Source organism: Rhodococcus sp. IEGM 1379 (assembly GCF_030056815.1).
Classification (GTDB): domain Bacteria; phylum Actinomycetota; class Actinomycetes; order Mycobacteriales; family Mycobacteriaceae; genus Rhodococcus_F.
The window spans coordinates 1-346 of record NZ_JASHKR010000209.1; the positions used below are offsets into that span (position 1 = coordinate 1).

Consider the following 346-nt stretch of genomic DNA (forward strand, 5'->3'; position numbering starts at 1 on the left):
AGTTCGGTGCGGCTTGGAGGGTGACGGAGGTGAGGAAGGTGCGGCCGAGGTTGGTGAGCAGCGGCCGGATGGCGGTGTCGGCGCGGTTGTAGGTTTTGAGGGCGTATTCGGTGCCGTTCCAGACGACTGCGGTGAGGGAGGTGACGAGGTTGGAGAGGGAGCCGAAGGTTTGTCCGGGGACGTGGGTTTCGCCTTGTGCGGGTAGGGCTGCGCCGTGGGCGTCGACGGCGAGGGAGCCGGCGATGGAGAGGACGCCGGGGGCGGGGAGGTTCGCGAAGCCGAGGTTTTGGGCTTGGAGGGCGGTGGTGATGGCGTCGAGGGTGGCGCCGGGTCCGGCGGTGACGGT

1 pseudogene is annotated in these 346 nt (G+C 69.1%); it reads right to left on the bottom strand.

Annotated elements, in window-relative coordinates:
- Nucleotides 1-346: pseudogene (locus QM600_RS30065) on the bottom strand (cholesterol oxidase substrate-binding domain-containing protein); the annotation flags it as partial.